The sequence below is a fragment of the Serratia sp. CMO1 genome (assembly GCF_015689115.1).
Classification (GTDB): domain Bacteria; phylum Pseudomonadota; class Gammaproteobacteria; order Enterobacterales; family Enterobacteriaceae; genus Serratia; species Serratia marcescens.
The window spans coordinates 275277-297874 of the sequence record NZ_CP065032.1 but is presented as its reverse complement, the minus strand read 5'-3'; the positions used below and the strand labels follow the sequence as shown (position 1 = coordinate 297874).

Genomic DNA, 22598 nt, shown 5'->3' with positions numbered 1-22598 from the left:
GGGAAGTACCATGGAGACACCATTAACCGCACTGCAGCAGGCCTACCTTCTGGGTCGCAGCGATCGATGGCCGCTCGGCGGCGTGGCGATGCACGACTTTCGCGAATACCGCACCCGGCAGCGGGATGTACCGCGCCTTGAAGCGCGCCTGGCCGAGCTGGTACAGCACTACCCGGCGTTGCGCACCTGCATCGATGTGCAGCGCGCCACTCAGCACGTACGCCCAGAGGTGACGCTGCATCTGGATCGCCACGATCTGCGCTCCCTTGATGACGAAGCGGCGCAGCGCCAGACTGAACAGCTGCGCGATCGCTACTCCCACCAGCGCCACGATCCGAGCCAGCCACTGTGGCGCATCGCCGTGATCCAACTTGCCGAACAGCAGGATCCGACGGGATCGCCGTACGATACGCTGATCTTCACCAGCTTCGATGCCTTGATCCTCGACGGCCAGGGGATCTCCACCGTGATCGCGCGCCTGTTCGACGATCGCCCTCTGGCGCCGACCGCCGCCGCACTGCCGCCCCCCGCCGCATCGGCGGCGCAGCGCCAGGCCGATGCCGCCTACTGGCGTGAAAAGCTGCAGGATGTCACCACCCCGTCGGCACTGCCGTGGCGCGCCCCACTCGCCAATCTCACCTCATCACGCTATCGCCGCGCCACCCTGACGCTGCCGCGCGATACGGTAAAACAGCTTGGCCGCCTGGGATCGCCGCATGCGCTGCTGCGCAACAGCCTGCTGTCGGCGCTGATCCTCGATACGCTGGCCCACTGGACCACCGATGGCGAGCTGTGCGTCGGGGTGCCGGTGGCGTTCCCCGCCGCCGACGGCGCCCTGGGCAACGCCTCCAGCTTCGTGGCGGTGCGCTATTCCCGCCACGGCGAAGATTTTATTCAGCGCGCGCAAGCCCTGCAGGACGATGTGCTCGGCGCGCTCGACCACCTGGCGTTTTCCGGCGTCGATCTGGCGCGGCAGTTGCTCGGCCAAAGCCAGGGCGGCCCGGCGCTGCCGGTGATCCTGACCAACTGCCTGGGTTGGGAAACGCTGCCGGCCGAGGCGCCGGTGCGCTTCCACGACGGCCTGACCCAAACGCCGCAGGTCGCCATCGACATTCGCCTGACGCTGGACAGCGAAAAAAATCTGCAGCTGTGCGTGGACTACGCCGAACAGGCGCTGCACGGCGAGCAGGTAGAAGCCATGCTAGCCGCGTTGCAGCGACGCTTCCTGCACAGTTGCCAACGGGCCGACCTGGCGATCGCGCCGCGGGACTTCATCGATCTGGCGCATTACCGCCACAACGACAGCGAAGCGAATTACGCGCCTTACCCTTATCTGGCGCAGCTGGCCGAGCGGCTGTTTGGCGCGCAAAACGGCGGCAATGCGCTGATCTGCGGCGAGCAGACGCTGACCTACCGCGAACTGGGCCAGCGGATCGCCACGGCAATCGCCCACCTGCAGAGCCGCGGCGTGCAGCCGGGCAACGTGGTGGCGCTGTATCTGCCGCGCAGCCCAGAACAGATCATCTTCAGCCTCGCCTGCGCCCTGCAGAGCGTGATCTGGGTGCCTATCGACATCAACTCACCGCCGGAACGCACCGCCTACCTGCTGGAGAACTGCCGGCCAACGCTGGTGGTGCACGGCGGCGATCTGGAGACGCCGATCGGCGTGACGCCGGCGATCCTGCTGGCGCCGACGGATCGCGCGCCTGCGCTGCCGGATGAACAGACGTTGGTGGAACGCAGCGCCAGCCTGGCCGCAAGCTACTACCTGTATACCTCCGGCACCACCGGCAAGCCCAAATGCGTGGTGCTCAACAACCGCGCCACCGCCAACGTTATCCACCAGACCCAGCAGCGCTGGGCGGTCACCGCCGACGACGTGTTCATTTCCGTCACGCCGCCGCACCATGACATGTCGATGTTCGATCTGTTCGGTTCGCTGTGCGCCGGCGCTACGCTGGTGCTGCCGGCGCCGCATCAGGAAAAGGACGCCATCAGCTGGAACCAGCTGGTGGAAAAACATCGGGTCAGTCTGTGGTGTTCGGTGCCGGCCATTCTGGAGATGCTGCTCACCTGCAAAACGGCCGACAGCCTGCGTTCGCTGCGCCTGGTGGCGCAAGGCGGCGACTACATCAAGCCGGCGACGGTGCAAACCCTGCGAACCCTGCGCCCGGATCTTGCGCTGTTCTCGCTTGGCGGGCCGACCGAAACCACCATTTGGAGCATCTGGCACCCGATCGCCCCGCAGGAGAGCGGCACTGTGCCTTACGGCCGCCCGCTGCCCGCCAACCGTTATTTCATCTGCCATGACGACGGCAGCCATTGCCCGGCCGGCGTGGTCGGCCGCATCCATACCGCCGGGGTCAACCTGGCGTTGGGCTACCTGGAGCAGGGTGAGCTGAGGCAGCACGATTTCATCACCCTCGAAGGGCCGGACGGACAACCGCTGCGCGCTTTCCGCACTGGCGATCAGGGCTACTACCGTGCGGACGGCAACATCATGTTCGCCACCCGAGTGAACGGCTATGTGAAGATCCGCGGCGTGCGCGTCTCGCTGCCGGAAATCGAAGACGTGCTGCGCCGCCATCCGGCGATCCTGGATATGGTGGTGGTGGATTATCCCAGCGGAGAGAACAACGAGGCGGCGCTCGGCGCCCTGTATCTGACCCGCGACGGCAAACCGCTGCCGCTGTCCGAGATCCGCGCCTTCGCCACCGGCTATCTGCCCTGTACCCATATTCCCACGCGCTTTATCCATGCCGAGGCGCTGCCGTTGTCCGCCAACGGTAAAACCGATCGCCATCGCATCCGCGCCGACCTGAGCCACCAGCAAACCGCGCCGGCGTTAAACGCCTGCGCGGCCCCGCCGCCAAACGCGCCGCTGGCGCGCAGCACAGAGATCCTGGCCATTTACTGGCAGGAAATTGGCGTAACGCCGCGCCCGGAATGGGGGGAAGAGACGGCGTTTATCGCCATGGGGCTGAAGCTGCCGCATATCAAACAGGTGGCGGCACGCCTCAATGACGCTTTCGGCACCCGTCTGGTAAGCAGTTCGCTCTTGCCGTGCAAGAACGCGCGCGAAGTGGCGGCGTTGCTGGCCAGCTGAAGCCATACCACTCGGGCGGGAGCATCCTCCCGCCCGCACTTTCTCAGGCGGGCAACGCCGTCAGGGCCGCCAGCGGTTGCTCCCAGGCTTCCCGCTGCAGCGCACGCAACAGAAATTCTTGCAGCGCCTCGCCATAGTCCAGCGCATCCTCCGTCGGAAACTGCTCCAGATAGATATCGATATCCACCTGCAGATCGCGGGCGTCGGTGCGGCCGCGATAAGTCAGGTTGAAACCGTCGCCCGAGCCGCCGGCCAATACGCTGCGCGTACCGCTGCAGCCGGTAAAACGGGGCGTATCGAAGGGCTGCACGTTGATGAAAGGGGAAATAAAGAAGCGCGAGTCCGGATCCACGCCGCGATCGGCGGCCAGTTGGCGCAGGCGGTAGCCGCCGTGGCTGCGCAGCTCGCGCAGTTGCTGCGTCAGCGTGGTGAGAAAGCTCCCCAGCGTCTCCGCTTGCGGTGGTGACACCAGCAGCGGCAGAGTGTTGACCGCCAGCGAAGGCACGTTGGTGGCGGCCTGCCCACGGCGATTCAGCGCCGGCATCCACATCGGCAGCGTATCGCCTTGCCGGGTACAGCGCGGCATCACCTGAAACAGCCAGGCCGCCGACAGCGCCACCAGCAAGTCGGGCCAATTGATGCCGCTGCGCTCCGCCAACTGCGCCAGACAGTGCGACACCGCCGCCGGCAGCCGGTAGTGGGCGCTCAAACGCCGTACGCCATAGGCCTCACCGCCCTTGCGCACCGTCGGCAGCGCCTGCGACGGCGGCAGATAGGTCTGCCAAAAGCGCCGATCGCGCGCGCATCGCTCAGAATCAGCGTAGGCCAGTTCAGCCTGTTGAAAGGCGTCAAAGGCACCCAGGGGCATACCCGCGCTGCCCTCACCCAGATAGTGCGCGTATAACACGGCGCAGCGGTGTTCGATCAGGGCCATGCCGAAGCCATCAACCAGAATATGGTGCGCACGCACGTACCAGAGGTAGCGCTCCGGCCCCAGTTTGAGCAGCCAGGCTGCGGCTAGCGGCTCGCTGTGCAGCGCCCGGCGCTGCGCGATATCTTCGCGCATCAGGCTATGCGCCGCCTGCCAGGGATCGCCGTGCGTTTGCAGATCGATGCGTTGCAATGGCGGTGTGCACGGTGGATCGTAACGTAACGACGGAGGAGCGTCGCCATGCCGCTCACCAAAGCGCAAGGCAAACGCCTGCGTCTCGGCGAGAGTGGTGGCGATCGCCCGGCAGAGCGTCTCTTCCTCTACCTCGCCGCACAGTTCGGTGCAATGTGCGACGGTGGACAGAGTCTGCCCAGGGTGCAAGGTGTGTTCTTCCCAGAAATCAAGCTGCGCTGGCGCCAGCGGCAACCATTCAGAGGCCAAAGCGGTGTCCGACATGTTACCTACCTTTGATAAGCCTGAATAAAGACGCCGAACGGGCGTAACCCCACCGTTCAACGGCTTTGCGTGTCTCCATACATCATCAAATGGAAATGATAATAACATCTATTATCATTTCTATTAATTTGGTAACACTTTAGATTCTGTTAAGCGGGGATGCAAGTCGCGCAGTAAGGCAGAGAAAAGAAAGTGGCAGGTTGAAGAGCCATAAAAAACAAAACGCCCCGGCACAACTGCCTGGGGCGTTTTCAACGTCGGCGATACTCGGTGATTAGGCCTGGTTGGCCGGCTTCACCTTCTGCGCCAGGAACTCCGTTTCGTAGGCCAGCGCCTTCTTGCGATCGAACTGGTGCTCCCACTTGGCGATCACCAGTACCGCCAGCGCGTTGCCCACCACGTTCAGCGCGGTGCGCGCCATATCCAGGATACGGTCCACGCCGGCGATGAACGCCAAGCCTTCCAGCGGAATGCCGACGCTGCCCAGGGTGGCCAGCAACACCACGAACGAGACGCCCGGCACGCCGGCGATCCCTTTCGAGGTCACCATCAGCGTCAGCACCAGCACGATCTCCTGCCCCAACGACAGCTCGATGCCGTACAGCTGGGCGATAAAGATGGCGGCAATGCTCTGGTACAGCGTCGAGCCATCCAGGTTAAAGGAGTAACCCGTCGGCACCACGAAGCTGGTGATCGACTTGGGCGCGCCGTAAGCCTCCATCTTTTCGATGATGCGCGGCAGCACCGTTTCCGAGCTGGCGGTGGAATAAGCCAGGATCAGTTCGTCTTTCAGGATGCGGATCAGCGTCCAGATGCGCAGGTTGCACAGCCGGGCGACCGCCCCCAGCACCACCAGGGCGAAGAACGCGATGGCGAAGTATACCAGCACCACCAGCTTGGCCAGCGGCAACAGCGAAGAGAAACCGAAGTTGGCTACCGTGACCGCAATCAGGCCAAACACCCCGATCGGCGCATAGCGCATGATCATGTGGGTGACTTTGAACATGCTCTCGGACACCGCCTTGAACACCTTCAGCAACGGCTCTTTGGTCTCTTTCGGCAACGACGACAGCCCCAGGCCGAACAGCACCGAGAAGAAGATAATCGGCAACATGTCGCCCTTGGCCATCGACGAGAAGACGTTCGACGGGATCAGCGACAGAATGGTCGCCACCAGACTGTGCGAACCGCTTTGCACCTGTTCGGTGGTTTTCTCGTACTGCGAAATGTCCACCGTGGTCAGCGTCGACATATCGATGCCGTGGCCGGGTTGGAAGACGTTGGCCAAGGTGAGCCCCACCACGATGGCGACGGTGGTGATCACTTCGAAGTAGATAATGGTTTTCAATCCGATGCGGCCCAGCTTTTTCGCATCCCCCACGCCGGCAATACCGACGATCAGCGTGGAAATAACGATCGGCACCACAATCATCTTGATCAGACGAATAAAGATATCACCCGCCGGGCTGAGAATATTACTGACCAGCCACTCACGAGATTCGGTCTGGTTGTGCAATACCGCGCCAACAATAATACCCAGTACCAACGCGATCAGGATTTGCCAAGCCAGGCTAATTTTTACACTTTTCATACCCAAAAAGTCCTCAAAGACTCTTTTCGCCGTACAAAGTCGCAACACGACGAAAAGAATACTTAATCATTTATTACAGGCTTATGTTAATTCAGCGGAAGCGTTCACCTGCCCTGAGTGAAACGCAGTATAAATCTGTATCATCCGGGCGGCATGCTCTGCAAGCCTTGATTTGTCAGTGTTGAGCGCTGAATCGAATCACAAAAAATTCGCGTAACTATTTCAAACGGCATAATTGGTTGTTATTAAAAACATAATTTTTCATACAATGAAGTACATAACCGCACCGACGACGATTTTTTGAACGCTATTAAAATGCGTTATTTTTCGCTCAATCTGCATATTTAATCCGCATGATATGTTTATATTTTGTTACTCAAAAGTCAAACAAATGAGAATTGACCGAGTGACACTTTCGCCCATAAATGCAGTGCCACTTTATATTTCGATTAAAAAAAGAACGATATCGCAGGGCGCATACCATAGGGCATTACCCGACCTTTCATCAGGAATTAAAGGTTAATAAAACGTTATTTCACGCTGTGCAGTCCATCGTTATATCGTGCTAATGCCAACTTAGAATATTAATAGCGAAAAATAATCCAAAAAGATTTATAGCGAGAAATAATGGCGGCCCTGATCGTATCTATTAGTTTCTCGGCAGTTGAGCCCGTTTTGGTTTATTCTTTTTTGTTCTTTATATAAGTGTTTTTGGTTAAAAACGTGGGTTTATGAGGATTTAAGCGCCAAAGAGATAGATACGCCCTGCAAATGCGACAGAACGATTACAAATCAATATCTTTGTTGCGTGATCTGCCGCGCAAAAAAGAAACAAAGAATCGTAGCAAACTATACTTAACCTTCAGTTGACATATCATTAACAACTTCAAGGAGAAAAGCTATGAGCCAACTGCATAAACACGCTATTCCTTCTGCAATTGCAGAACGCGCCCTGATTAATCCGGCACAATACCAACAGTATTATCAACAGTCGGTTCAAGACCCAGAGGCTTTCTGGGGTGAGCATGGCAAAATCCTGGATTGGATCAAACCCTATACCAAAGTTAAAAATACCTCGTTCGATCCGGGCCACGTCAGCATTCGCTGGTTTGAAGACGGCACCTTGAACCTGGCGGCCAACTGCCTGGACCGCCATCTGGCCGAGCGCGGTGACCAGACCGCCATTATTTGGGAAGGCGATGACCCGACCCAATCCAAAAAGGTGACTTACAAACAGCTGCATCACGATGTCTGCCAATTCGCCAACGTGCTGAAACAGCTCGGCGTTAAAAAAGGCGACGTGGTGGCCATCTATATGCCGATGGTGCCGGAAGCGGCGGTCGCGATGCTGGCCTGCGCGCGCATCGGCGCCGTACATTCGGTGATCTTCGGCGGCTTCTCGCCGGAAGCCGTCGCCGGGCGCATTATCGACTCCAACGCCAAACTGGTGATCACCGCCGATGAAGGCCTGCGCGCCGGCCGCGCCGTGCCGCTGAAAAAGAACGTCGACGATGCGCTGAAAAATCCCGGCGTGATCAGCGTGGCCAACGTGGTGGTATTCAAACGCACCGGTAAGCCGGGCTACTGGCAGGAAGGGCGCGATCTGTGGTGGCATGAGCTGACCCAGGGCGTCTCCGCAGACTGCCCGCCGGAAGAAGTGAACGCCGAAGATCCGCTGTTCATCCTGTACACCTCCGGTTCGACCGGCAAGCCGAAAGGCGTGCTGCACACCACCGGCGGCTACCTGGTCTACGCTGCGATGACCTTTAAGTATGTGTTCGACTACCACGACGGCGACATTTACTGGTGCACCGCCGACGTGGGCTGGGTCACCGGCCACAGCTATCTGCTGTACGGCCCGCTGGCCTGCGGCGCCACCACGCTGATGTTCGAAGGCGTGCCTAACTATCCGGGCGTCAATCGCCTGTCGCAGGTGATCGACAAACACCAGGTCAACATTCTGTATACCGCGCCGACCGCCATTCGCGCGTTGATGGCCGAAGGCGACAAGGCGATCGAAGGCACCCGACGCGATTCGCTGCGCATCATGGGCTCGGTCGGCGAACCGATCAACCCGGAAGCTTGGGAGTGGTATTACAACAAGATCGGCAACGCGAGATGCCCGATCGTCGACACCTGGTGGCAAACCGAAACCGGCGGCTTCATGATTACCCCGCTGCCGGGCGCCACTGAGCTGAAGGCCGGTTCAGCCACGCGGCCGTTCTTTGGCGTACAGCCGGCGCTGGTCGATAACGTCGGCACGCCGCAGGAAGGTGCCTGCGAAGGCAATCTGGTGATCGTCGATTCCTGGCCAGGCCAGGCGCGCACCCTGTTCGGCGATCATGATCGCTTCGAGCAAACTTACTTCTCGACCTTCAAAGGCATGTACTTCAGCGGTGACGGCGCCCGCCGCGACGAGGACGGTTACTACTGGATCACCGGCCGCGTCGACGACGTGCTGAACGTCTCCGGCCATCGTCTGGGCACCGCCGAGATCGAGTCCGCGCTGGTATCGCACCCGAAAATCGCCGAAGCAGCGGTGGTCGGCATTCCTCACAACATCAAAGGCCAGGCGATCTACGCCTACATCACGCTGAATCACGGCGAAGAACCGACGCCGGAGCTCTATACCGAAGTGCGCAACTGGGTGCGCAAAGAGATAGGGCCGATCGCTACGCCGGATGTGTTGCACTGGACAGATTCGCTGCCCAAAACGCGCTCCGGCAAGATCATGCGGCGTATCCTGCGCAAAATTGCCGCCGGCGACACCAGCAACCTGGGGGATACCTCCACGCTGGCGGATCCGGCCGTAGTCGACAAGCTGTTGGAAGAAAAACAATCAATGAAAGTGCCGTCATAATTTACGCCGCTTCAGGCCGCTCATTCGGATAACGCGCCGTTGAGCGGCCCTGGCGCGGCGTACTCTCTCAATACCGACTGGAGACACTCTGATGAATGACACCATTTATCAAGGGATTGAAGAAAACCCGCGCTTTAAAGAGCTGGTGAGAAAACGCGGCCGGTTCGCCTGGCTGCTTTCGCTGATTACGCTGGCGCTGTACGTCGGCTTTATCTTGTTGATCGCCTTCGATCCCCAATGGCTCGGCACGCCGATCGCCGCCGGATCGACCATCACCCGCGGGATCCCGGTCGGCGTCGGGTTGATCGTGATCTCTTTCGTCTTGACCGGGATCTACGTGTTTCGCGCCAACGGCGAGTTCGATCGCCTCACCGCAGAGATTCTGCGCGAGGTGAAACAATGAAGCGCTTATTGTCCGCCGCCGCGCTGCTGTTACTGCCTGGCCTGGCCTGCGCCGACGCCATTGGCGGTGAGGTGCATCGTCAACCGCTGAACATCCAGGCGATCGTGATGTTTATCCTGTTTGTCGGCGCCACACTCTACATCACCTATTGGGCGTCCAAACGCACCCGTTCCCGTCAGGACTACTACACCGCGGGCGGGCGCATCACCGGCCTGCAAAATGGCCTGGCGATCGCCGGCGACTTCATGTCCGCCGCCTCGTTCCTCGGCATCTCCGCACTGGTCTATACCTCGGGCTATGACGGGCTGATCTACTCCATCGGCTTCCTCATCGGCTGGCCGATCATTCTGTTCCTGATCGCAGAACGCCTGCGCAATCTCGGCCGCTATACCTTCGCCGATGTCGCCTCTTACCGTCTGCAGCAGAAACCGATCCGTACCCTCTCGGCCTGCGGCTCGTTGGTGGTGGTGGCGCTATATCTGATCGCGCAGATGGTCGGCGCCGGCAAACTGATCCAGCTGCTGTTCGGGCTCAACTACCACGTGGCGGTGATCCTGGTCGGTATCCTGATGGTGCTGTACGTGCTGTTCGGCGGCATGCTGGCCACCACCTGGGTGCAGATCATCAAAGCGGTGCTGTTGCTGGCGGGCGCCAGCTTTATGGCGCTGATGGTGATGAAGTCGGTGAACTTCGACTTCAATACCCTGTTCGCCGAAGCGGTAAAGGTGCACCCGAAAGGCATCGCCATCATGAGCCCCGGCGGGCTGGTCTCCGATCCGATTTCCGCGCTATCGCTTGGCCTGGCGCTGATGTTCGGCACCGCCGGTCTGCCGCACATCCTGATGCGTTTCTTCACCGTGAGTGACGCCAAGGAAGCGCGCAAGAGCGTGTTCTACGCCACCGGCTTTATTGGTTACTTCTATATTCTGACCTTTATCATCGGCTTCGGCGCCATCTTGCTGGTCAGCGCCAATCCGGCGTTCAAAGACGCCACCGGCGCGCTGCTGGGCGGCACCAACATGGCGGCGGTGCATCTGGCCAATGCCGTTGGCGGCAACTTCTTCCTCGGCTTTATCTCGGCGGTGGCGTTCGCCACCATTCTGGCAGTCGTCGCAGGCCTGACGCTGGCCGGCGCCTCGGCCGTGTCCCATGACCTGTACGCCAGCGTGATTAAAAACGGCAAGGCGACCGAGCGCGATGAACTGAAGGTCTCCAAGATCACCGTCGTGGTATTGGGGCTGGTCGCCATTGCCCTGGGGATTTTGTTCGAGAAGCAGAATATCGCCTTTATGGTCGGACTGGCCTTCTCCATCGCCGCCAGCTGTAACTTCCCTATCATCATCCTGTCGATGTACTGGTCGCGTTTGACGACCCGCGGCGCGATGATTGGCGGCTGGCTGGGTCTGTTAACGGCGGTGATTCTGATGATCCTCGGCCCGACAATCTGGGTACAGATCCTCGGCCATGAAAAACCGATTTATCCGTATGAATATCCGGCGCTGTTCTCGATGATCGTGGCCTTTGTCGGCACCTGGCTGTTCTCGATCACCGACAGCTCGCTGGCCGGACAGCAGGAGCGGGAACGCTTCCGGGCCCAGTTTGTCCGTTCGCAAACCGGACTGGGCATCTCTCAGGGCAGCTCGCATTGATCGAATAATAAGTGAAAAAAGCAAACACACCCTAATCAAAGGCCCTTCGGGGCCTTTTCTCTGGCTCGCTGGCGGAGAAGAAGGAGGGGAAAACCGCGCAGCGTAGCTGCGCTTTTTGACGTTTTACGCATAGCAAAAAGCCCTGAACGTCAGTTCAGGGCTTTCGACTTTGTTTGATGCCTGGCAGTGTCCTACACAATTCGTCTCATCCTGAGACTCTCCCCTCCGGGGCCGCCGCACACGGCGTTAAGGCCCGTTCCCGACGGGCCTTTCGCATGCCCATGCTCGAGCAGAACGCCAGATAACAGACAAAACAAAAAGCCTCATGCTTTCGCATGAGGCTTTTTGTTTTATTTGATGCCTGGCAGTGTCCTACTCTCGCATGGGGAGACCCCACACTACCATCGGCGCTACGGCGTTTCACTTCTGAGTTCGGCATGGGGTCAGGTGGGACCACCGCGCTATTGCCGCCAGGCAAATTCGTTTTATTCCAACCGCTTCACTCTCGTGTCGCCATCAGAACCAATCTCGGAACTTCGCTGAAAATCTCTCTAAAAACACCTTCGGTGTTGTAAGGTTAAGCCTCACGGATCATTAGTACTGGTTAGCTCAATGCATCGCTGCACTTACACACCCAGCCTATCAACGTCTTAGTCTTAAACGTTCCTTCAGGGGCCTTGAAGGCCCAGGGAAGACTCATCTTGAGGCAAGTTTCGCGCTTAGATGCTTTCAGCGCTTATCTTTTCCGCACTTAGCTACCGGGCAATGCCATTGGCATGACAACCCGAACACCAGTGGTGCGTTCACTCCGGTCCTCTCGTACTAGGAGCAACCCCTCTCAATCTTCCAACGCCCACGGCAGATAGGGACCGAACTGTCTCACGACGTTCTAAACCCAGCTCGCGTACCACTTTAAATGGCGAACAGCCATACCCTTGGGACCTACTTCAGCCCCAGGATGTGATGAGCCGACATCGAGGTGCCAAACACCGCCGTCGATATGAACTCTTGGGCGGTATCAGCCTGTTATCCCCGGAGTACCTTTTATCCGTTGAGCGATGGCCCTTCCATTCAGAACCACCGGATCACTAAGACCTACTTTCGTACCTGCTCGAGCCGTCACTCTCGCAGTCAAGCTAGCTTATGCCTTTGCACTAACCTCACGATGTCCGACCGTGATTAGCTAACCTTCGTGCTCCTCCGTTACTCTTTGGGAGGAGACCGCCCCAGTCAAACTACCCACCAGACACTGTCCTCACCCCAGATTATGGGGCCGAGTTAGAACATCAAACATTAAAGGGTGGTATTTCAAGGATGGCTCCACGCAGACTGGCGTCCACGCTTCAAAGCCTCCCACCTATCCTACACATCAAGGCTCAATGTTCAGTGTCAAGCTATAGTAAAGGTTCACGGGGTCTTTCCGTCTTGCCGCGGGTACACTGCATCTTCACAGCGAGTTCAATTTCACTGAGTCTCGGGTGGAGACAGCCTGGCCATCATTACGCCATTCGTGCAGGTCGGAACTTACCCGACAAGGAATTTCGCTACCTTAGGACCGTTATAGTTACGGCCGCCGTTTACTGGGGCTTCGATCAAGAGCTTCGCCTTGCGGCTGACCCCATCAATTAACCTTCCAGCACCGGGCAGGCGTCACACCGTATACGTCCACTTTCGTGTTTGCACAGTGCTGTGTTTTTATTAAACAGTTGCAGCCAGCTGGTATCTTCGACTGGCTTCAGCTCCATCCGCGAGGGACTTCACCTACATGCCAGCGTGCCTTCTCCCGAAGTTACGGCACCATTTTGCCTAGTTCCTTCACCCGAGTTCTCTCAAGCGCCTTGGTATTCTATACCTGACCACCTGTGTCGGTTTGGGGTACGATTTAATGTTACCTGGAGCTTAGAGGATTTTCCTGGAAGCAGGGCATCAACTACTTCTGCACCGTAGTGCATCGTCATCACGCCTCAGGGTTAGTATGCAACCGGATTTACCAGGTCACACCCCCTACACGCTTAAACCGGGACAACCGTCGCCCGGCTAGCCTAGCCTTCTCCGTCCCCCCTTCGCAGTAACACCAAGTACAGGAATATTAACCTGTTTCCCATCGACTACGCTTTTCAGCCTCGCCTTAGGGGTCGACTCACCCTGCCCCGATTAACGTTGGACAGGAACCCTTGGTCTTCCGGCGAGCGGGCTTTTCACCCGCTTTATCGTTACTTATGTCAGCATTCGCACTTCTGATACCTCCAGCAACCCTCACAGGCCACCTTCACCGGCTTACAGAACGCTCCCCTACCCAACAACGCCTAAGCGTCGCTGCCGCAGCTTCGGTGCATGGTTTAGCCCCGTTACATCTTCCGCGCAGGCCGACTCGACCAGTGAGCTATTACGCTTTCTTTAAATGATGGCTGCTTCTAAGCCAACATCCTGGCTGTCTATGCCTTCCCACATCGTTTCCCACTTAACCATGACTTTGGGACCTTAGCTGGCGGTCTGGGTTGTTTCCCTCTTCACGACGGACGTTAGCACCCGCCGTGTGTCTCCCGTGATAACATTCTTCGGTATTCGGAGTTTGCATCGGTTTGGTAAGCCGGGATGGCCCCCTAGCCGAAACAGTGCTCTACCCCCGAAGATGAGTTCACGAGGCGCTACCTAAATAGCTTTCGGGGAGAACCAGCTATCTCCCGGTTTGATTGGCCTTTCACCCCCAGCCACAAGTCATCCGCTAATTTTTCAACATTAGTCGGTTCGGTCCTCCAGTTAGTGTTACCCAACCTTCAACCTGCCCATGGCTAGATCACCGGGTTTCGGGTCTATACCTTGCAACTATTCGCCCAGTTAAGACTCGGTTTCCCTACGGCTCCCCTATACGGTTAACCTTGCTACAAAATATAAGTCGCTGACCCATTATACAAAAGGTACGCAGTCACACCACGAAGGTGCTCCCACTGCTTGTACGTACACGGTTTCAGGTTCTATTTCACTCCCCTCGCCGGGGTTCTTTTCGCCTTTCCCTCACGGTACTGGTTCACTATCGGTCAGTCAGGAGTATTTAGCCTTGGAGGATGGTCCCCCCATATTCAGACAGGATGTCACGTGTCCCGCCCTACTCATCGAACTCACGACCTGTGCATTTTAGTGTACGGGGCTATCACCCTTTGCTGCGCGACTTTCCAGACGCTTCCACTAACACACAAGCCGATTCAGGTTCTGGGCTCCTCCCCGTTCGCTCGCCGCTACTGGGGGAATCTCGGTTGATTTCTTTTCCTCGGGGTACTTAGATGTTTCAGTTCCCCCGGTTCGCCTCATGCCACTATGTATTCATGACATGATAGTGTGTCGAAACACACTGGGTTTCCCCATTCGGGTATCGCCGGTTATAACGGTTCATATCACCTTACCGACGCTTTTCGCAGATTAGCACGCCCTTCATCGCCTCTGACTGCCTAGGCATCCACCGTGTACGCTTAGTCACTTAACCTCACAACCCGAAGATGTTTCCATCGTTCGCGCTGCAAACATTTGAGAGACTCTATGACAGGTTACTCTTCATCCCGGTACTTCTACGGAGGGATAAATTTCAGCCGTCATGTTTCAATTTTCAGCTTGTTCCAGATTGTTAAAGAGCAAAATACTTCGCAGCATACTGTCGCCAATATACTCTGAAGTATTGAAATACCGGACTATATGGTGGAGCTAAGCGGGATCGAACCGCTGACCTCCTGCGTGCAAGGCAGGCGCTCTCCCAGCTGAGCTATAGCCCCATACAGTCACGCGCAGTACCTTTTCCACTTCCGAGAAGTGGTAGGCCTGAGTGGACTTGAACCACCGACCTCACCCTTATCAGGGGTGCGCTCTAACCACCTGAGCTACAAGCCTATAAAGGTATTTCTGCTCGTTACTTTCTATCAGACAATCTGTGTGAGCACGCCACTCGAACTAATATCTTTAGGTAAGGAGGTGATCCAACCGCAGGTTCCCCTACGGTTACCTTGTTACGACTTCACCCCAGTCATGAATCACAAAGTGGTAAGCGCCCTCCCGAAGGTTAAGCTACCTACTTCTTTTGCAACCCACTCCCATGGTGTGACGGGCGGTGTGTACAAGGCCCGGGAACGTATTCACCGTAGCATTCTGATCTACGATTACTAGCGATTCCGACTTCATGGAGTCGAGTTGCAGACTCCAATCCGGACTACGACGTACTTTATGAGGTCCGCTTGCTCTCGCGAGGTCGCTTCTCTTTGTATACGCCATTGTAGCACGTGTGTAGCCCTACTCGTAAGGGCCATGATGACTTGACGTCATCCCCACCTTCCTCCAGTTTATCACTGGCAGTCTCCTTTGAGTTCCCGGCCGAACCGCTGGCAACAAAGGATAAGGGTTGCGCTCGTTGCGGGACTTAACCCAACATTTCACAACACGAGCTGACGACAGCCATGCAGCACCTGTCTCAGAGTTCCCGAAGGCACCAAAGCATCTCTGCTAAGTTCTCTGGATGTCAAGAGTAGGTAAGGTTCTTCGCGTTGCATCGAATTAAACCACATGCTCCACCGCTTGTGCGGGCCCCCGTCAATTCATTTGAGTTTTAACCTTGCGGCCGTACTCCCCAGGCGGTCGATTTAACGCGTTAGCTCCGGAAGCCACGCCTCAAGGGCACAACCTCCAAATCGACATCGTTTACAGCGTGGACTACCAGGGTATCTAATCCTGTTTGCTCCCCACGCTTTCGCACCTGAGCGTCAGTCTTCGTCCAGGGGGCCGCCTTCGCCACCGGTATTCCTCCAGATCTCTACGCATTTCACCGCTACACCTGGAATTCTACCCCCCTCTACGAGACTCTAGCTTGCCAGTTTCAAATGCAGTTCCCAGGTTGAGCCCGGGGATTTCACATCTGACTTAACAAACCGCCTGCGTGCGCTTTACGCCCAGTAATTCCGATTAACGCTTGCACCCTCCGTATTACCGCGGCTGCTGGCACGGAGTTAGCCGGTGCTTCTTCTGCGAGTAACGTCAATTGATGAACGTATTAAGCTCACCACCTTCCTCCTCGCTGAAAGTGCTTTACAACCCGAAGGCCTTCTTCACACACGCGGCATGGCTGCATCAGGCTTGCGCCCATTGTGCAATATTCCCCACTGCTGCCTCCCGTAGGAGTCTGGACCGTGTCTCAGTTCCAGTGTGGCTGGTCATCCTCTCAGACCAGCTAGGGATCGTCGCCTAGGTGAGCCATTACCCCACCTACTAGCTAATCCCATCTGGGCACATCTGATGGCAAGAGGCCCGAAGGTCCCCCTCTTTGGTCTTGCGACGTTATGCGGTATTAGCTACCGTTTCCAGTAGTTATCCCCCTCCATCAGGCAGTTTCCCAGACATTACTCACCCGTCCGCCGCTCGTCACCCGGGGAGCAAGCTCCCCTGTTCTACCGCTCGACTTGCATGTGTTAAGCCTGCCGCCAGCGTTCAATCTGAGCCATGATCAAACTCTTCAATTAAAAGCTTGATTTGCTTCCACTCGAGAAGCGATGCTCAAAGATTTACTGCATGAATTTTACTTCAGTTAGTCACTCTTCAAGACTTGATATTTTTTGCATCCGAAGATGCTGGATATCGTCTTGTGGAGTGCCCACACAGATTGTCTGATAAATTGTTAAAGAGCAGTGAGTTAGGCGCTTTCGCTTGCTAACTCGAGGTGGCGTATATTACGCTTTCCTCTTTCAGAGTCAACCCTAATTTTCAGGATTTTTTCTCTGCGACCCCCGGATACTCTGTGAAGTTGTTCACATGTTCCGTGTCGATGGAGGCGCATTATAGGGAGTTCCTCGCAGGCCGCAACAGGTATTTTCAGCAAAAACGATCGTTCGCTGCATTCCACAGCAAAACCCCGCCTTATACCCACTTGCACACAGTGTTATCCACAGATGCGATTTGCACGGAAAATTTACGAGCGCCACGCAAACGTTTTCGCTACAATTCCCCGCGACGAAACGATCCCCCTTTTAATGGGGGCGCTACCTGAATATGTGCCTGACCCTCCCTTTATAAGGCAAAAAACCCTTCCTTATAGAGAGAACGAGGTGGACATTCACGTAACGCTCTTTAATTGCGACTCAAAGCCAAGGGATAAAACCATGCAACAACCTCGTCCAATCCGCCGGGCCCTGCTCAGCGTGTCTGACAAAACCGGTATCGTTGAATTCGCCGAAGCGCTTTCCCAGCGCGGCGTTGAACTGCTCTCCACCGGCGGCACCGCTCGTCTGCTGGCAGACGCCGGTCTGCCCGTTACCGAAGTTTCCGACTACACCGGCTTCCCGGAGATGATGGACGGACGAGTTAAGACCCTGCACCCGAAAGTCCACGGCGGCATTCTCGGCCGCCGCGGCCAGGACGACGCCGTCATGAATCAGCATGACATCAAGCCTATCGACATGGTGGTCGTCAATCTGTACCCGTTCGCCCAAACCGTGGCGCGCCCGGATTGCTCGCTAGAAGACGCGGTCGAAAATATCGATATCGGCGGCCCGACCATGGTGCGCTCCGCCGCCAAGAACCATAAAGACGTCGCCATCGTGGTGAAGAGCAGCGACTACGCCGCCATCATTACCGAGATGGACAACAACGACGGCTCGCTGCGCTATGCCACCCGCTTCGATCTCGCCATCAAGGCCTTTGAACACACCGCCGCCTACGACAGCATGATCGCCAACTACTTCGGCGCGCTGGTGCCGGCGTACCACGGCGAGACCGAACAGCCGTCCGGCCGCTTCCCGCGCACCCTGAACCTCAACTACATCAAGAAGCAGGATATGCGCTACGGTGAAAACAGCCACCAGCAGGCCGCCTTCTATATAGAGGAAGAAGTAAAGGAAGCTTCTGTCGCGACCGCCGAACAGCTGCAGGGCAAAGCGCTGTCCTATAACAACATCGCCGATACCGACGCCGCGCTGGAATGCGTGAAAGAGTTCGACGAACCGGCCTGCGTGATCGTCAAGCACGCCAACCCTTGCGGCGTGGCGATCGGCGACGACATTCTGGCCGCCTACGAGCGCGCTTACCAAACCGACCCGACCTCCGCCTTCGGCGGCATCATCGCCTTTAACCGCGAGCTGGACGCCGCCACCGCGCAGGCGATCATCAGCCGCCAATTCGTGGAAGTGATCATCGCGCCAAACGTCACCCAGGAAGCGCGCTCCTTGCTGGCCGCCAAACAGAACGTGCGCGTGCTGGCCTGCGGCCAGTGGCAGCAACGCGTGGCGGGGCTGGACTTCAAACGCGTCAACGGCGGGCTGCTGGTGCAGGATCGCGATCTGGGCATGGTCACCGCCGCCGATCTGCGCGTGGTATCCGAGCGCCAGCCGACCGAACAGGAACTGCGTGACGCGCTGTTCTGCTGGAAAGTGGCCAAGTTCGTGAAATCCAACGCCATCGTTTATGCGCGTGACAACATGACCATCGGCATAGGCGCCGGCCAGATGAGCCGCGTTTACTCCGCCAAGATCGCCGGCATCAAAGCGGGCGACGAAGGGCTGGAAGTGAAAGGCTCCGCCATGGCCTCCGACGCCTTCTTCCCGTTCCGCGACGGCATCGATGCCGCGGCGGCGGTTGGCATCACCTGCGTGATCCAGCCGGGCGGTTCGATCCGCGACGACGAAGTGATCGCCGCCGCCAACGAACACGGCATCGCGATGATCTTCACCGACATGCGTCACTTCCGCCATTAATTCCTTTTGCCGCGTGCGCTCCGGCGCACGCCATTCGTGGAGCCCCTGATGAACATTTTGATTATCGGCAACGGCGGGCGCGAACACGCGCTGGCCTGGAAAGCCGCCCAGTCTCCGCTGGCGGACAAAGTCTACGTCGCGCCGGGTAATGCCGGCACCGCGCTGGAAGCCAATCTGGAAAACGTGGCGATCGCCGCCACCGACATCCCCGCCCTGGTCGCGTTCGCCCAGAGCCATGATATCGGTCTGACCATCGTTGGGCCGGAAGCGCCGCTGGTGATCGGCGTGGTCGACGCCTTCCAGGCCGCCGGTCTGAAAATCTTCGGCCCATCACAGGCCGCCGCGCAGCTCGAAGGCTCCAAAGCCTTCACCAAAGATTTCCTGGCGCGCCACCGCATCCCGACCGCCGAATATGAAAACTTCACCGAGGTGGAGCCAGCGCTAGCCTATGTGCGCCGCAAAGGCGCGCCGATCGTCATCAAGGCTGATGGCCTGGCGGCCGGTAAAGGCGTGATCGTCGCGATGACGCTGCAGGAAGCGGAAGAAGCCGTGCGTGACATGCTGGCCGGCAACGCCTTCGGCGACGCCGGTCATCGCATCGTAGTGGAAGAGTTCCTCGACGGCGAAGAAGCCAGCTTCATCGTGATGGTCGATGGCGAGAACGTGGTGCCGATGGCCACCAGCCAGGACCACAAGCGCGTCGGCGACGGCGATACCGGCCCGAACACCGGCGGCATGGGGGCCTACTCTCCGGCGCCGGTCGTGACCGACGAAATCCACCAGCGCGCCATGGACCAGGTGATCTGGCCGACGGTGCGCGGCATGGCGGCGGAAGGCAATACCTACGTCGGCTTCCTGTACGCCGGCCTGATGATCTCCGCTGACGGCCAGCCGAAGGTGATCGAATTCAACTGCCGTTTTGGCGATCCGGAAACTCAGCCGATCATGCTGCGCCTGCGCTCCGATCTGGTGGAACTATGCCTGGCGGGTGCCGAAGGCCGTCTGAACGAGAAAAGTTCTGACTGGGACGAACGCCCTGCGCTCGGCGTAGTGCTGGCAGCCGGCGGTTATCCGGGCGACTATCGCAACGGTGAGGTTATCCAGGGGCTACCGCAGCAGGAAAGCGCCGACGGTAAGGTCTTCCACGCCGGTACGCACCTGCAGGGCGATGACGTCGTCACCAGCGGCGGCCGCGTGCTGTGCGTGACGGCGCTGGGCGACACCGTGGCGCAGGCGCAGCAACGCGCTTATCAGCTGGCGGAAGGCATCCAGTGGCCAGGCAGCTTCTGCCGTAAAGATATCGGTTATCGCGCGATTGCGCGCGGCAAATAATTTGACCTTTCATGGTCATGACAAGAGGCTCCGCAGCGCGGGGCCTTTTTTATAGTTGGTCTTCTTTCGGTTCCCAGCTGCAGAAATCGTCGTTCGCCACCAGCAGCAGTTCGCTGCCTTCAGGCGCTTCCAGCCAGGCGACGCTCACCGGCCGGCTGCTGCTGCGGGCACGCTTCTCGATCCAGACGATGGAGGCGGCATCCAGTCCCGGTTTCATGCTTTGGCCGTCGCAGGTTTGCACCTCGCCCTGCATCCAACGCCCCTGCAGCAATTTCACCTTGCCGGCGCGCAGCGCATTGCTCACTTCGAGGATCCGTCGCGCCTGATATTGATACAGGGCAATTTCATCGCGGGTCAGCGGTTCGCGGCGTGTCGCCAGTTGGCGCTGCATAAAGCTCACCGTGCCGTCGTCGGCAAAGCGCAGCTGAATAGAATCTCGATCGCCGTCGGCGTCGTTACGTTTGATTTGGCGCAGCACGTCGCCCTGATAGGTGTACAGCGTGGTAATGGTACCCGGGCCGCGGTAAGGGCTGTAGACGCTGACCAACACTTGCGGACGATGTTGCTCATCGTCTTTACGCCACAGACGTATCACGCCCTGATCGGCCACGAAGCCGCTGGCGGTAAAACTGGGGATATCGGAATGGAAACTGCAGGCGCTCAGGCCGACGGCGATGCCAACGGCCATGAGCGCCCGACGAGTAAACAAAAGGGGCGCCATCGCCCCCCTGTTTAATCTTTTCACCGAGGCGCGGTCTTATTTAACGGCGTCTTTCAGTGCTTTGCCAGAAACGAACGCAGGCACGTTGGCTGCTGCGATTTTGATTTCTTTGCCAGTCTGTGGGTTGCGGCCAGTGCGCTCGCTACGATGGTTTACTTTGAAAGTACCGAAGCCAACCAATTGTACTGCATCACCTTCTTTCAGAGACTCAGTAATTGCAGCCAGGGTGGATTCCAGAGCCAGTTTAGCTTGTGCTTTGGAAAGGTCAGCCTTGTCCGCGATTACATCAATCAGTTGAGTCTTGTTCATAAGTTATCCTTACAGTGTGTTTATCGTTTGCAAAGCATCGAGTGCGACGGATATGCCGATTGACAGCACTCTCCTGCATACACGCACCGATAGCCACTTTTTTTACGCCCCCCAAATGTAGACCAGACAGGGTGCGGATGTGAAGCCTTAAGGCATGACAAATCAGGCGTTAAATCACGTTTTGTTGCCTTATTGCGCTAAATTTATCCCGATGTTGCTGACACCGGCCTCTCGCAGGTCGGATCGCAGCCCCTTGATCAGGTCTAAATCGCGCTCTTCACAGGCGTCCAACAGGCGGAAAATTTCCCATTGAATGTCCCATTCTTCCTCTACCGCCGGCAAACTTTCCAACTCTTCGTCGGTCATTTCCTTACCGGCTTGGGTCATTTCCAACATCGCCACGGTGCGAATCGATGTTTCGCTGATGGCGATGGCGTGCTCCAGCGTCTCCCCGCCGAGCCGCGAATGGATCAGTTCCCCTAATGCGATACAGGCATCAATTGCCGGGTAAACGCCGTAAAGATCGTAATCTTCCGCCGACGGAATCGCCTCTTCCAACTTCTCGAGCTGGCTGTCGAAGTTGACCTTGGCATCCTTCACCACCAGCGTTTCCCACACCAAATCCAGAATGCGGCGATAAACCGCCGGATCGCCGAACTCGGTCTGTTTGCAGAACATCTGGTAATTCGGGTACATACGCTCGCACAAACTGGCCATAAAGGTCAAATGTTGCCAGCCCTCGAGCCGTTCCAGACGTAAATGAATCGGGTTACGTAGCATGCTTTACTCTCTTACGCGTTATCTGCGGCGCAGTGTACCCGAAATCGCTCATGGCGACACCTCCGGATGCTGCTGCAACCACCGCTGAAACGCCGGACGGCGCGAAGCGATGGCGTCGGCCCAACGGGTCGGCTCCGGCAAACGGTAGCCCGCCATGCAGCGCTGCACCCACGCCAGCGCGCTGTCGGCACCCACGCGGTGACCGGTAGAGATGAACAGCGGGTTGCAACGCGCCTTGCTGCGCCATACCCAACCCAGCTGTTCACCCTTATCTTCCAACGGCGCCAGCGCGCCGACGGCGGCGTCCAGCGGCGCGAATTTGCCGCACAGGCGCTTCTTGGCCACGCCGATGGTCGGCACATCGACCAGCAGGCCGAAATGGCTGGCGACGCCAAGGCGCCGCGGATGTGAAACGCCGTGGCCATCAACGAAGATCAGCCCCGGTTTTTGCCGCAGCTGCGCCCAGGCGGCCAGCAGCGCCGGGTATTCGCGAAACGACAGGAAACCCGGGATATAAGGCATGACGGTAGCGATGCGCGCCACCTGATACTCCACCAGATCCAGCGACGGATAGCGCAGGATGGCGATGGCGGCGCGCGTCACCGCGCCCTCTTGCTCGAAGCCCACATCGGCGCCGGCGATGAACGCCGGCGGTTCGGCCGGCAGATCGTCGTAGCGAATGACTTCAGCGGCGCGCCGCAGCTGTTCGGCGCGCAGAGCCGCCATATCGGTCACATCG

The 22598-nt window shown here is 58.0% G+C and carries 12 protein-coding genes, 2 tRNA genes and 3 rRNA genes; 6 read left to right on the top strand and 11 right to left on the bottom strand.

What is annotated here, in order from left to right:
* Positions 1-10: 10 nt before the first annotated feature.
* Positions 11-3106: an amino acid adenylation domain-containing protein gene (locus IT763_RS01330; protein ID WP_206195093.1), complete on the top strand. Its 3096-nt coding sequence runs from the start codon at positions 11-13 to the stop codon at positions 3104-3106.
* 43 nt (positions 3107-3149) lie between these two features.
* On the opposite strand, the gene IT763_RS01325 is transcribed toward IT763_RS01330, so the two are convergent.
* Together IT763_RS01325 and gltP are read right to left on the bottom strand one after the other, a co-directional pair.
* Positions 3150-4493, bottom strand: a complete 1344-nt coding sequence (locus IT763_RS01325) for a condensation domain-containing protein (RefSeq protein ID WP_206195092.1) — start codon at positions 4491-4493, stop codon at positions 3150-3152.
* Positions 4494-4767: 274 nt separating this feature from the next.
* The gene (gene gltP / locus IT763_RS01320; protein ID WP_206195091.1) at positions 4768-6084 is read right to left on the bottom strand and encodes a glutamate/aspartate:proton symporter GltP; all 1317 of its coding nucleotides are present in this window, start codon (positions 6082-6084) and stop codon (positions 4768-4770) included.
* A 901-nt stretch (positions 6085-6985) separates the two neighbouring features.
* Between gltP and acs the strand changes: the two genes are divergently transcribed.
* The 3 genes from acs (at position 6986) to actP (ending at position 10996) form a co-directional block, all read left to right on the top strand.
* Positions 6986-8944: an acetate--CoA ligase gene (acs, locus tag IT763_RS01315; RefSeq protein WP_164053953.1), complete on the top strand. Its 1959-nt coding sequence runs from the start codon at positions 6986-6988 to the stop codon at positions 8942-8944.
* Between the two features lie 91 nt (positions 8945-9035).
* Positions 9036-9347 carry a DUF485 domain-containing protein gene (locus IT763_RS01310; protein WP_004930047.1) on the top strand — a complete coding sequence of 104 codons (312 nt, stop codon included), beginning with the start codon at positions 9036-9038 and terminating at the stop codon, positions 9345-9347.
* Entirely contained in the window at positions 9344-10996 is a 1653-nt protein-coding gene (actP, locus tag IT763_RS01305; RefSeq protein ID WP_004930048.1) for a cation/acetate symporter ActP, read from the top strand. Before IT763_RS01310 ends, actP begins: the two co-directional genes overlap by 4 nt.
* 359 nt (positions 10997-11355) lie before the next feature.
* Here the strand turns inward: actP and rrf are convergent.
* From rrf to IT763_RS01280, 5 genes are all read right to left on the bottom strand, one after another.
* Positions 11356-11471 (bottom strand): 5S ribosomal RNA (rrf, locus tag IT763_RS01300).
* 98 nt (positions 11472-11569) lie between these two features.
* Positions 11570-14477: ribosomal RNA gene (locus tag IT763_RS01295) — 23S ribosomal RNA — on the bottom strand.
* A 207-nt stretch (positions 14478-14684) separates the two neighbouring features.
* Positions 14685-14760, bottom strand: a tRNA-Ala gene (locus IT763_RS01290).
* 38 nt (positions 14761-14798) lie between these two features.
* A tRNA-Ile gene (locus IT763_RS01285) sits at positions 14799-14875 on the bottom strand.
* A 74-nt stretch (positions 14876-14949) separates the two neighbouring features.
* Positions 14950-16491 (bottom strand): 16S ribosomal RNA (locus tag IT763_RS01280).
* Together the 16S, 23S and 5S rRNA genes with 2 tRNA genes alongside form the textbook arrangement of a ribosomal RNA operon.
* Before the next feature lie 636 nt (positions 16492-17127).
* Here IT763_RS01280 and purH point away from each other — a divergent pair.
* Both purH and purD read left to right on the top strand, forming a co-directional pair.
* Positions 17128-18717, top strand: coding sequence for a bifunctional phosphoribosylaminoimidazolecarboxamide formyltransferase/IMP cyclohydrolase (gene purH, locus IT763_RS01275; RefSeq protein ID WP_033631541.1), 1590 nt, complete (start codon positions 17128-17130; stop codon positions 18715-18717).
* Between the two features lie 48 nt (positions 18718-18765).
* Positions 18766-20049 (top strand): phosphoribosylamine--glycine ligase, encoded by a 1284-nt coding sequence (gene purD / locus IT763_RS01270; protein WP_049300348.1) that lies wholly within the window; start codon positions 18766-18768, stop codon positions 20047-20049.
* Positions 20050-20098: 49 nt separating this feature from the next.
* Here purD and IT763_RS01265 read toward each other — a convergent pair whose 3' ends face one another.
* The 4 genes from IT763_RS01265 to nfi form a co-directional block, all read right to left on the bottom strand.
* Positions 20099-20770: a DUF1481 domain-containing protein gene (locus tag IT763_RS01265; protein ID WP_028127643.1), complete on the bottom strand. Its 672-nt coding sequence runs from the start codon at positions 20768-20770 to the stop codon at positions 20099-20101.
* A gap of 36 nt (positions 20771-20806) precedes the next feature.
* Positions 20807-21079: a nucleoid-associated protein HU-alpha gene (hupA, locus tag IT763_RS01260; protein ID WP_004929874.1), complete on the bottom strand. Its 273-nt coding sequence runs from the start codon at positions 21077-21079 to the stop codon at positions 20807-20809.
* Between the two features lie 189 nt (positions 21080-21268).
* On the bottom strand, positions 21269-21859 hold the full coding sequence (locus tag IT763_RS01255) for a YjaG family protein (RefSeq protein WP_015376329.1): 591 nt from the start codon (positions 21857-21859) through the stop codon (positions 21269-21271).
* Positions 21860-21907: 48 nt separating this feature from the next.
* Positions 21908-22594 carry a deoxyribonuclease V gene (nfi, locus tag IT763_RS01250; protein ID WP_049300349.1) on the bottom strand — a complete coding sequence of 229 codons (687 nt, stop codon included), beginning with the start codon at positions 22592-22594 and terminating at the stop codon, positions 21908-21910.
* Between the last annotated feature and the right edge of the window lie 4 nt (positions 22595-22598).

What these genes read in the sequence shown, in the direction of transcription:
- IT763_RS01325 (WP_206195092.1), bottom strand. Translation starts at nt 4,493, where the DNA reads ATGTCGGACACCGCTTTGGCCTCTGAATGGTTGCCGCTGGCGCCAGCG.
- acs (WP_164053953.1), top strand. Translation starts at nt 6,986, where the DNA reads ATGAGCCAACTGCATAAACACGCTATTCCTTCTGCAATTGCAGAACGC.
- IT763_RS01265 (WP_028127643.1), bottom strand. Translation starts at nt 20,770, where the DNA reads ATGGCGCCCCTTTTGTTTACTCGTCGGGCGCTCATGGCCGTTGGCATC.
- IT763_RS01330 (WP_206195093.1), top strand. Translation starts at nt 11, where the DNA reads ATGGAGACACCATTAACCGCACTGCAGCAGGCCTACCTTCTGGGTCGC.
- gltP (WP_206195091.1), bottom strand. Translation starts at nt 6,084, where the DNA reads ATGAAAAGTGTAAAAATTAGCCTGGCTTGGCAAATCCTGATCGCGTTG.
- actP (WP_004930048.1), top strand. Translation starts at nt 9,344, where the DNA reads ATGAAGCGCTTATTGTCCGCCGCCGCGCTGCTGTTACTGCCTGGCCTG.
- IT763_RS01310 (WP_004930047.1), top strand. Translation starts at nt 9,036, where the DNA reads ATGAATGACACCATTTATCAAGGGATTGAAGAAAACCCGCGCTTTAAA.
- IT763_RS01255 (WP_015376329.1), bottom strand. Translation starts at nt 21,859, where the DNA reads ATGCTACGTAACCCGATTCATTTACGTCTGGAACGGCTCGAGGGCTGG.
- purH (WP_033631541.1), top strand. Translation starts at nt 17,128, where the DNA reads ATGCAACAACCTCGTCCAATCCGCCGGGCCCTGCTCAGCGTGTCTGAC.
- hupA (WP_004929874.1), bottom strand. Translation starts at nt 21,079, where the DNA reads ATGAACAAGACTCAACTGATTGATGTAATCGCGGACAAGGCTGACCTT.
- purD (WP_049300348.1), top strand. Translation starts at nt 18,766, where the DNA reads ATGAACATTTTGATTATCGGCAACGGCGGGCGCGAACACGCGCTGGCC.